The sequence below is a fragment of the Streptomyces sp. NPDC048142 genome (assembly GCF_043202835.1).
GTDB lineage: Bacteria > Actinomycetota > Actinomycetes > Streptomycetales > Streptomycetaceae > Streptomyces.
Window position 1 is genome coordinate 45,797 of the sequence record NZ_JBIDBC010000041.1, and the last position, 10,229, is coordinate 56,025.

General features: G+C 69.2%; 9 protein-coding genes, 1 tRNA gene and 2 pseudogenes. 9 read left to right on the top strand and 3 right to left on the bottom strand.

Annotated elements, in window-relative coordinates:
* Positions 1–263 precede the first annotated feature (263 nt).
* Positions 264–671: pseudogene (locus ACGF2Y_RS32970) on the top strand (hypothetical protein); the annotation flags it as partial.
* A 243-nt stretch (positions 672–914) separates the two neighbouring features.
* Positions 915–1,949, top strand: coding sequence for a Yip1 family protein (locus ACGF2Y_RS32975; RefSeq protein ID WP_392955046.1), 1,035 nt, complete (start codon positions 915–917; stop codon positions 1,947–1,949).
* Positions 1,950–2,056: 107 nt separating this feature from the next.
* Here ACGF2Y_RS32975 and ACGF2Y_RS32980 read toward each other — a convergent pair whose 3' ends face one another.
* Positions 2,057–2,557, bottom strand: a complete 501-nt coding sequence (locus tag ACGF2Y_RS32980; protein WP_392955048.1) for a phosphoribosyltransferase — start codon at positions 2,555–2,557, stop codon at positions 2,057–2,059.
* Between the two features lie 6 nt (positions 2,558–2,563).
* Positions 2,564–3,139 carry a dCTP deaminase gene (gene dcd / locus ACGF2Y_RS32985; protein ID WP_007452873.1) on the bottom strand — a complete coding sequence of 192 codons (576 nt, stop codon included), beginning with the start codon at positions 3,137–3,139 and terminating at the stop codon, positions 2,564–2,566.
* 552 nt (positions 3,140–3,691) lie between these two features.
* Between dcd and ACGF2Y_RS32990 the strand changes: the two genes are divergently transcribed.
* Positions 3,692–3,762: transfer RNA gene (locus ACGF2Y_RS32990), tRNA-Gly, on the top strand.
* A gap of 85 nt (positions 3,763–3,847) precedes the next feature.
* Here the strand turns inward: ACGF2Y_RS32990 and ACGF2Y_RS32995 are convergent.
* Positions 3,848–4,690: a DUF1932 domain-containing protein gene (locus tag ACGF2Y_RS32995; protein ID WP_392955050.1), complete on the bottom strand. Its 843-nt coding sequence runs from the start codon at positions 4,688–4,690 to the stop codon at positions 3,848–3,850.
* 300 nt (positions 4,691–4,990) lie between these two features.
* On the opposite strand from ACGF2Y_RS32995, the gene ACGF2Y_RS33000 reads away from it, so the two are divergent.
* The 6 genes and pseudogenes from ACGF2Y_RS33000 (at position 4,991) to ACGF2Y_RS33025 (ending at position 10,044) form a co-directional block, all read left to right on the top strand.
* The gene (locus ACGF2Y_RS33000; RefSeq protein WP_392955052.1) at positions 4,991–6,220 is read left to right on the top strand and encodes a helix-turn-helix domain-containing protein; all 1,230 of its coding nucleotides are present in this window, start codon (positions 4,991–4,993) and stop codon (positions 6,218–6,220) included.
* Positions 6,221–6,503: 283 nt separating this feature from the next.
* On the top strand, positions 6,504–6,722 hold the full coding sequence (locus ACGF2Y_RS33005; protein WP_392955054.1) for a hypothetical protein: 219 nt from the start codon (positions 6,504–6,506) through the stop codon (positions 6,720–6,722).
* Positions 6,719–6,928, top strand: coding sequence for a hypothetical protein (locus ACGF2Y_RS33010; protein WP_097931949.1), 210 nt, complete (start codon positions 6,719–6,721; stop codon positions 6,926–6,928). The genes ACGF2Y_RS33005 and ACGF2Y_RS33010 overlap by 4 nt, the downstream gene beginning before the upstream one ends.
* A 97-nt stretch (positions 6,929–7,025) precedes the next feature.
* A pseudogene (locus ACGF2Y_RS33015) lies at positions 7,026–8,257 on the top strand (hypothetical protein).
* Positions 8,258–8,365: 108 nt separating this feature from the next.
* A complete protein-coding gene (locus ACGF2Y_RS33020; RefSeq protein ID WP_392955056.1) occupies positions 8,366–9,688 on the top strand; it encodes a UDP-glucose dehydrogenase family protein in 1,323 nt (440 codons plus the stop codon).
* Positions 9,689–9,714: 26 nt separating this feature from the next.
* Positions 9,715–10,044 carry a MazG-like family protein gene (locus ACGF2Y_RS33025; protein ID WP_392955058.1) on the top strand — a complete coding sequence of 110 codons (330 nt, stop codon included), beginning with the start codon at positions 9,715–9,717 and terminating at the stop codon, positions 10,042–10,044.
* The last annotated feature ends 185 nt before the right edge of the window (positions 10,045–10,229 follow it).

Here is a 10,229-nt window from a genome sequence, read left to right on the forward strand (position 1 = left end):
GACGCCGGGTGCCGTCCGGGTGCCGTCCGGGACGTGACGACCGCCGCATGTGAACTCGGACATGTACGCGACGACGCATCTGCGTGCATCATGTGCCCCGGAGAAACCCGTGAAGGGCCAGGAACCACTCCGAACCCGCCCAGGATCCGCCTGAGATCCGGCGGACACCGGCCGACAATCGCCAACGCGGCAACGCGGCAACGCGGCAACCGAGGACAACCGACGGCACAACGCACACACCGACGAGCGACGAACGAGGCCCCGTGCGTCCACGCATCACGCATCTCACGCACCCGAAGGCGCCGGTCACCACCAAGGCGACGGCCGCCCTCGCCGTGGGCTGCGCGGGCCTGCTGCTCGCACTCGCGGGCTGCGGGAGCCCCTCGCCCGCAGACGGGCCGTCGTCCTCCTCCACGTCCTCCTCCGCGTCCGACGGCAAGAACGGCGACACCCCGCCGAAGGCACAGACCCGCCCCCAGGCCCAGGCGGGCACGGCACGCGTCCCCGTCCCACGCGGCACCGGCAGCCGTGTCCCGTACGACTTCAACGGCGACGGCCACCGCGACCTGGTCATCGACGACCTGGTGAAGGCCCCCGAGGACAGCCACGGCGACGACGCGGGCATCGGCATCGTGCCGGTCTGCGGCGACTTCGACGGCGACCAGAAGCCGGACACGGTGGTGCGGACGTACCGGGGTGAGCGGCAGGACCTGATCGCCCTCTACCCGGCGGGTACCACGGACGAGCCGGTACTCACCTTCTCCACGGCGCTGTTCCTCCCCTGAACTCCCCCTGAGCTCCCCCTCCCCCGGGGGCCCCGGGCAGCCCTTAGGGGATGTCACAGGTCGGCCGCAATGGCGGACGGGTTCCCCCGGCCCCCACTGCCCGCCCCCGGGACCAGGTACGTTCGACGGGTGGCTGGATTCAGGATCGGACGCGGCCGGGACAACCGCACCCCGCAACAACCGCAGCAGCAGCGGCAGCAGCCGTACGGAGGGCAGGCACCACAGCCGCCGTACGGTGCTCAGCCTTGGCCGACGGCAGGAGGCCCCGGCAACGGCACGGCGCCTCCGCCGTACGGAACCCCGCAGGCCGCCCCGTACGGCGGCGGAGGCGGCTACGCGGGACGCGGGCAGGGCGGACAGAGCGGATACGGAGGCCACGGACAGGCCCCTCACGGACAGGCCCCTCACGGACAGGCCTCTCACGGCCACGGCGGCCACGGCGGCCACGGCGGCCACGGCGGCCACGGCGAGCCGGAGTACTTCGGCGACCCGTACACCGACCCCGCGCCCCACGACCCGTACGCCAACAACCCGGGTCACACACAGGCGTTCCGCGTCGACGAGGACCCCTACGGCGACGGCAACACCTACCGCGCCGGTTCCGGCCCCGCCCAGCCGGCGGGTCCTCGGCTGCGCTGGAAGGAACTGCTGACCGGCATCGTGACGCGCCCGGGGCCGACGTTCTGGCAGATGCGGGACTACCCGGTCTGGGGCCCGGCGCTGGTCATCACCTTCGTCTACGGCCTGCTCGCGCTCTTCGGCTTCGACCAGGCGCGCGAAGAAGCGATCAACGCGACGATCTCGACGGCCATCCCGTACGTCCTGTTCACCGGCGTCGGCTTCGTCATCGGCGGCCTGGTCCTCGGCGCGGTGACCCACACCCTGGCCCGCCAGCTCGGCGGCACGGGCTCGTGGCAGCCGACGGTGGGCCTGTCGATGCTGATCATGTCGATGACCGACGCCCCCCGGCTGCTCTTCGCCCTCTTCCTGGGCGGCGAGAACTCCCTGGTCCAGATCGTGGGCTGGCTGACCTGGCTGGCGGCGGGGGCGCTGTTCACGTCGATGGTCAGCAAGTCGCACGACCTGCCGTGGCCGAAGGCGCTGGGAGCATCGGCGATCCAGCTGATCGCGCTGCTGTCGATCATCAAGCTGGGCACGATCTGACAGCCCTGTAAGCACGAAAAGGCCCCTGGAGCAGAAAAACCGCTCCGGGGGCCTTTTCACATTCGGGCTCTCGTTGAACAGGCAACAGGCAACAGACAGGCAGCGCCCTACGCGTCGAGAACCTGCCCGTCCCGCCGCACGACGGGCTTCTCCACGCTCCACGGGAAGTTGATCCACTGATCGGTCTTCTTCCACACGTACTCGCACTTCACGAGGGAGTGGGACTTCTCGTAGATGACGGCGCTGCGCACCTCGGCGACATGGTCGACGCAGAAGTCGTGGACGAGCTTGAGCGTCTTGCCGGTGTCGGCGACGTCGTCGGCGATCAGGACCTTCTTCTCGGAGAAGTCGATCGCGTTGGGCACGGGCGCCAGCATGACGGGCATCTCCAGGGTGGTCCCGACACCCGTATAGAACTCCACATTGACCAGATGGATGTTCTTGCAGTCCAGGGCGTACGCGAGCCCGCCCGCGACGAACACGCCACCGCGCGCGATGCTCAGCACGACATCGGGCTCGTACCCGTCGTCGGCGACGGCCTGCGCCAGCTCGCGCACCGCCCGCCCGAAGCCCTCGTACGTAAGGTTCTCCCGCACGTCACCAGTCATGGTCGATCACACCTGAGTCCGATGGAAGTTCTGGAACGACCGCGAGGCCGTCGGCCCCCGCTGCCCCTGGTACCGCGACTCGTACCGCTCGGAGCCGTACGGGAACTCGGAGGACGAGGTCAGCTTGAACAGGCACAGCTGCCCGATCTTCATGCCCGGCCACAGCTTTATCGGCAGGGTCGCGAGATTCGACAGCTCCAGGGTCACGTGCCCGGAGAACCCGGGGTCGATGAACCCGGCCGTCGAGTGCGTCACCAGACCGAGCCGCCCGAGTGAACTCTTGCCCTCCAGCCGCGAGGCCAGATCGTCGGGGAGCGAGATCACCTCGTACGTGGACGCCAGCACGAACTCCCCGGGGTGCAGGATGAACGCCTCGTCGCCCTCCGGCTCGACCGTGCGGGTCAGGTCGGGCTGTTCGACGGCCGGATCGATGTGCGGGTACCGGTGGTTCTCGAACACCCGGAAGTAGCGGTCCAGCCGCACGTCGATGCTCGACGGCTGCACCATCGAAGGGTCGTACGGATCAATACGGACGCGGCCGGTGTCGATCTCGGCCCGGATGTCCTTGTCTGAGAGAAGCACATCCCGAGGATACGCAGAACGCGCGAGCCCGCCCCAACCGGACCACCCGCGCGCCTGCCGGACGCCTTCCGCCCCGACTGCCTACGACCTCATCCCTGCCACCTACAGCCGCTTCCTTACAGCCGCTTCTTACAGCCGCTTCCTACCGCTTCTCGAACGCCACCGGCACGGCCTGCCGCAACCGGGCACACCGAGGACACCGGATCAGCCGCCCTGGCCCGATCCGGCCGGCCCCGAGCTGCTGCATCGGGAACGACGAGGTAGCGAAAACATGCCCTTCGGCACAGCGGACGACGGTGCGCTCCATCGACTCCATCAAGCCCCTTCCCCAACCACATATGGACGAGAAAGCCACATTAGGGGATGAACAGGACGCCGCCGCACACGGCACTCCGGCCACCCACGCTACGCCCCCAACTCCCGCCCACCACACCCCCGTCCACCCTCCCCCTCCACCCGGGCGCACAACACGAAGGCCCCACGGCTCATCCGCCGGGGGCCTGGCATGGGGTAGAGTGTGGAACGATGCAGCGCCGGTGATCGGCGCGCTTCGCGGGTGTAGTTTAATGGTAGAACATGAGCTTCCCAAGCTCAGAGCGCGAGTTCGATTCTCGTCACCCGCTCTTTGATGAAGGCCCTGGTCAGTGACCGGGGCCTTGTTTGTTGTCTGGATCTATCAAGGTATCGCGCGCCCTCAGCATGAACGAATCAACTGCTCCTTTCTGACCGGAGCTGGGAGAGGGTGTGCACGACCGGCAAGTCGTACTGGTCCTTGTCCTGCTCCCAGAAAGCGAGTACCCGAGCCGTGGCCTCGGCCATGTCCGGGGGCAGGTCGGCCGCGCGGAGGGTGTCGGCGACCTCTTCCATCTCAGGTGCCCAGCGCCAGGCTCGGGCTGCAACACTCGGCAGGTACTCCGGATCGGAGAGGATCGCGGAGATCATGATCTCGGCTTCGGCCGTGAGCTGATCACCGACTCCATGGGCGTCGGCGAGCGCGTGAGCGATGCCGGCGAGGGTGCGAGCGGCCTTCTGGTAGCTGGCAAAGGCCATCTTCAGCGCGGAAGCGGAACCGGGTGTGTCCCCGACCCGGCACACGTGCAGCGCGGAGTCCGTGAACAGCGACGCCACCAGCTCGACGGGAGAGTCGGCCCCTGCGAGATAGAGCCGTGTGGCACGCCCCTCGCCTGGCGGCTGACCGAAAACGGCACCGTCGACAACTGCGGAGCCGGGGCGGATCTCGTCGGCGATGCGCCGTACGCGTTGCGGGCTGATGGCGTTCACATCGGCGTACACCCCCGCGAAGCCGTGCGCGGCCACCGCCGCCGCAACGTCCTCCGCCGCCTGTGGTGGGCACACCGAGAGAACGACCGCGCTTCGGGACAGCGCTTCCGCGAGCGAGTCGTACGCCGTGGCACCGGCTTCCCTCCCGCGGAGCCAGGTGTTCTCACTGCGGCCCTTGGTCACCGACAGTGCCTCATGGCCGCCGGCGACAAGCTCGGCGGTGATCGCCGCGCCCATGGTTCCAGGGTGGAGGACGGTCACGGTGATCACTGGCTGCCTCCGGCAGTAGGCGACATGGGGTGTTCCTCATCCCCATGATCCGCTGCCGCTCGGCATCGGCGGCTTCGGGATCAACACCTGGTGGCAGTCCGGGCACTGATGGCGGACGGAAGCGCCTCCGGCCCTGGACCGGCCGTTCAGGACGGGACAGCGGTACACGGCCCGTCGCCGCCACCGTCCTGGCAGCTCGTCTCACGCTGAAGCCGCGTCATGGGTACCGTGCAGGAGACGAACTCTGTACGGACAGACCGGCGGTCGCGCCGGATCGTCCGGCGGCCGGGAGGTGTCCTGATGCTGGAGGAAGCCGAGGAGATCGGCAAGCGCGCTCGCAGGGCAAGGCTGCGACTGGGCATGCCGCAGGCCGACCTGGCGACGGCCCTCGGAAAGTCGCAGGGCTGGGTGTCGAAGATGGAGCGCGGCCTGATCGAGCTGGACCGGGTCGGGCTGCTCAACCAGGTGGCCGCAGAGCTGCACGTCCATCCGAACGACCTGATCGGACGCCCGTACAGCAGCTCCCCCGACGACAGCCAGTGGCAGATCGCCGCCTCGTCGATCCTGCGCGAGCTGCGCCGCTACGACCTCGTTCCCGTCTTTGACGGGGTTCCGCGATCGGCATCACAGCTATGGCGTGAGGTGACCCGGCTGCACCGCCTGCGGGACACCGCCTCCAACGTCGCGATCCTCCGAGTTCTCCCGGACCTGTTCCGGGAAGCGCGCGCCCTGGCGGAGGAATCGGACGGACACGATCGGGAGGAGGCGTACGCCATTTACGCCGTGTGCTGCAAGTTCGCACACACCGCCGCACACGCCCTCGGACACCCCGAGCTGGTGGCCATGGCGTGCGAACGGGCCGCGTGGTCGGCCAGGTTGTCGGGAGATCCGGTGCTGCCTGCCGTCGCCGACTGGATGCGCGTCTGGGACATGTGGGCGACCGCTGACTGGACCGACGCTCTGACCCTCTCGGACAAGGCGATCGCCTCGGTGCAACAGCCGTACGAGCAGGGTGACCCGCTGGCCGTGCGGGCTTGGGGCACGCTTCAGCTTCGGGCAGCCATCTCCGCCGCTCGGGCCAACCGCCCATCGGAAGCGGAGGACCGTATCGGACACGCGAAGGACGCGGCGGAACGCATGGACGCGTACGTCGGCGCACCGGTGTACGACCGGCATTCGCTGACGTTCTCCGCCGGGAACGTGCAGATCCACGCGATCAGCGTGGCCCTGGAAATGGGCAAGCAGGGCAAAGCTCTGGAGATAAACCGCCGCACCAGCCCGAGCTTGATCGGTTCACTGCCCAACTCCCGTCAGGGACACCACCACATGGACGTGGCGCGGGCCTGGCTGTGGGACGGGAACCGGGCAAAGGCCCTGGCCGAGCTGGAGGCGGCTGAACGGATCGCGCCGCAGCTCGTACGTAACCACCCCATCGCCCGTTCAACGCTCCGCAGCATCGTCTACGCCGAACGAGCAGCCACAAGGGAAAAGCTGCGGCACATGTCCGACCGCTTTCACCTGGACGGATAGGGGCCGTATTCCTCCGGCTCATATTCGAGGCTCGTCCTGTCCCTAACTTCGGGGCATGACGCGACGACACTCTTCTCATCTCCCTTCGCAGGGTGCCGAGTTAGGTACGGCAGCACCGTTCGTTCCACGACTCGGCGACCTCGCCACGGACAGCGCTCGCGATGGCCGTGTCGGGGTCGTGGTCGCCCTCCCCGGTGAGGGCTCCGCTACGACGTACCACCTGCGTCCGCCTGGGGGCGGGGCCCCCTGGTCCGCGCCCGCCGACGGAACGACGCTCAGTCCCGTGCCGGTGAGGGCCACCCACGCCACGCTCTCGGCCGGACGGGACGCGGTCTACGACCCGCGGGCCAGGCAGGGATCGGTTCCCATCGAGTTCCACTTGGATGACGGCTCGACCCTCGATGGCGCGCTCATCCTCACCTCTGCCGAGGTGGTGTGGCTGCACCAGCAGACCAGCCGCCTCGTCGACGCACACGGACGGGCCCTCGGCGGCACCCCGTGACCGGGCCTCGGCGACGCCACGCCCGAAAAGCCGCGCCGCGCTCCGTACGCCCCGAAGGCGGAGGCATCGCGCTCACGCTTCTGGCGGTCGTCGGCCTGGTGGGACCGGCCTGGGCACTGCGTGAGCAGGCCGTCCCGCTCCTCAACGGCCTCGGTCACCAGCCCGCCGCCGTCTCAACGGACGCGAGCCCGCCCTCCGACCGCTGACTCCGCTCCGCCGTCCGGGTCGTTCACCCCACCTTCCCGGCCAACGGAGCCTGCCATGCACCCGGAACATCCAGGCGTGATTCTCCAGGGAGAGATCATGGACATCCCGTACATCGTCATCGACCAGCTCACCCCCGACCAACAGCAGGTCTGGAAGACCTACTTCGGCGACGCCGACCGACCCCGCTACATCGAGGAAGGCATCTGGCGCCGAACGCAGGAGAAGGCCACGGCCGAACAGAGCGGCTGGGCGGCCGCCGACGACGCCCGGCGGCGGATCATCCACTACCGCTACCGGTACAGCCTGGTCCCCACCACCGCCGCGCCGGCCATCGGCCTGACCGACCTGTACCTCTACCACTCCGCTACCGCTCCAGCGGACGAGATCGACGCGCACCACGACGCCCTGTGGGACTCGCTGGCCACCGGCGGCTGGAAGGAGGCTCCCGGTGGATTCTTATGGACACGTCGGGATCTGAAGTGCCGCATCACCGAGCACGACGTCCACCCCCAGGACGCCGCTGCGGGCCGCACCCTCCCCGTCGGCTACCGGAGCCTGGACGTGCAGATCGCCTCGGTGTCCTACGCACCGCCTCCCTCGGTCCGGCAGCTGCCGTGGAACGTCCTCTCCACCGGGATCAGGTGCAAGGACCGCCCCGGTACGCCGACCCGCGTCCCGGACCTGTCCGTCCTCGCGGACCTGCTGCCGTTCCAGGTCGAGATCGGCTGCGGCACGTCGGTCGAGGCGGGTATCCCGCCGCTGCACCGGCTCCACGAGATCTACCGGGTGACCGACCGCCAGGGCCACGAGCCTCGGGAACACCGCTTCACCCTCTCCCCGACAGCGGACACGCTCCTCCACGAGGTTCTGACGAGCCGGAGGAGAAGACTGCGGAATTCGTGGAGATGTTCCGCGCCTGCTTCCTGGCCGAACCGACTCCGGCCATGTGGGCGCTCAAGGAACTGAAGGACGCCGGGCACCTCGTCGGCCCTGTCATCACCAACAACTTCGACGTGCTCGCGGCGCGCGCCGGGCTCGACGAGTGCTTCATGCGCCGCTACGACCAGGCCGTACCCGACGTCGAGTGGGTGGACGGCGCCAAGGCCCTCCTCGTCGTCGGGCTGCACGCCGACCGACGCAAGGTCCAGGCACGCGCCCGCGCTCGCGGCATGAAGGTCGTCTACCTGGACCCGGAGGGTTTCTGGCGCGACGGCCAGTTCATGCCGTACCCGCTGGAAGGGCCCCAGGACGGCGACCTGGTGTGCCGGGCGACCGCCGCCGAGGAACTGCCCTCCCTCGTCAACCTGCTGAAGCAACAGGCCGGTTGATCCACCTGCACGAAGAGGGCTCTGCCGGGTGTTGGCGCTAGCGTGACGCACCCGGCCGGCCCGGACTCCTCTGGGCGGGCGAGAGGCAAGGAAAGGAGCGTCGACCCCATGCGCGTATCCGTCATCGGTTGTGGTCACCTGGGCATCCCCCACGCCGCTGCCATGGCCGAGATCGGCCACGAGGTCATCGGCGTGGACCTGGACCAGGCGAAGATCGACCGCCTCAACGCCGGTGAGTGCCCCATCTACGAGGACGGTCTGCCCGAACTCCTCAGCGCCCACACCGCCACTGGACGCCTGCGGTTCACCACCAGCCTCGCAGAGGCGGCCGAGTTCGCCGACATCCACTTCCTCGCCGTGGGCACGCCCATCGACGCGGACGGACGAAGCTACGACACCGGGCAGGTCTTCGGCGCCGCCCGCGCGCTCGCTCCGCACCTGATCCGCCCGACCGTCATCGTCGGCAAGTCCACGGTCACCGTCGGCACCTCCCGCGACCTCGGTGCCCTCCTCGCCCGTCTCTCCCCGGCCGGTGAGGACGTGGAGGTCGTCTGGAACCCCGAGTTCCTGCGCGAGGGCCACGCCATCGACGACACCCTGCACCCCGACCGCATCGTCGTGGGCGTGCCCTCGGCCCGCGCTGAGGACGCGGTACGCCAGGTCTACGCACCACTGCTCGCGAACGGCATCCCGCTGTTCGTGACCGATCCCGCCACGGCCGAACTCATCAAGGGCGCCGCCAACGCCTACCTCGGCATGAAGATCTCCTTCATCAACGGCGTCGCCGACATGTGCACCGCCGCCGGAGCCGACGTCCAGCAGCTCACCGAGGCCATCGGCCTGGACCCCCGCATCGGCCGCGGCGGCCTGAACGCCGGCCCCGGCTACGGCGGCGGCTGCCTCCCGAAGGACGTCCGCGCCTTCACCGCCTCCGCCCGTGCCCTGGGCGCCGCCGAGGCAGCGACCATGCTGCGCGCCGCAGAGGAGGTCAACGAATCCCGCCCCACCGCCGCGCTGAGGCTCATCGAGCAGACGCTCGGCCGACCCGTCGACGGCGTACGGATCACCGTCTGGGGCGCTTCCTTCAAGGCCGGAACCGACGACGTCCGCGAATCCCCGGCCCTGGCGATCGCCGCACTCATGCACCAGCGCGGCGCGACCGTCACCGTCCACGACCCGCACGCCGTGCCCACAGCACTGCGCCGCCACCCCGAACTCGACTACTGCGAAGACCTCGAAGACTCCCTCGCGGCAGCCGAGCTGATCGTCCTTGCCACCGAATGGCCCCACTTCCGCGAGGCCGACCCCAAGGCCCTCGCACCACTGGTTGCGGACCAGGTCCTCGTCGACCTCCGCAACCTCATCGACGCCGACGCCTGGCGCATGGCTGGATGGACCGTACGCCAGCTCGGACGACCCGCACAGGAATAGCCGAACCCATCGACCGGAGGTCCGACGTGGACACCCTGTGGGACAACATCGAGAAGCTCTCCGCCGTCTGCCGAGCGGCAGGCACCCACCTCCCCGACGAGGAGCTCAAAGCCCTCCAGGTCGGCAAGGTCGCCGAGGAAGCGGGCGAGGCGATGCACGCCCTCCACGGCCTGAAGGGCCTCACCACCTGCGGCGACGACCACACCTGGTCCGAGGTCCAGAACGACCTGGTCGGCGCCGTCATCGCAGCCCTCCTGGCCATGCACTACATCGACCCCACGGGCGCCCGCGCCACCTTCGACGAAATCCTCCACCGTCGGACGCGCAGGGGCCGGGAGGTCGCCGCTGCAGCCTGACGGCCTCCGGGATGTGGCCGTCGACCGCTCCGGTTGGGCGCGGGCGGCGGGCACGTCCGGCACTCAATCTGCGCCGGGAACCTGCTACCAGCGCACTAGGGCCTGTATCGAGTCGTGATCAATCTGCGGGATTCGCCCTCGCTTCGGGGGTGGATCGTGTAGTCCGGTGTGCATGACGCGGAGAC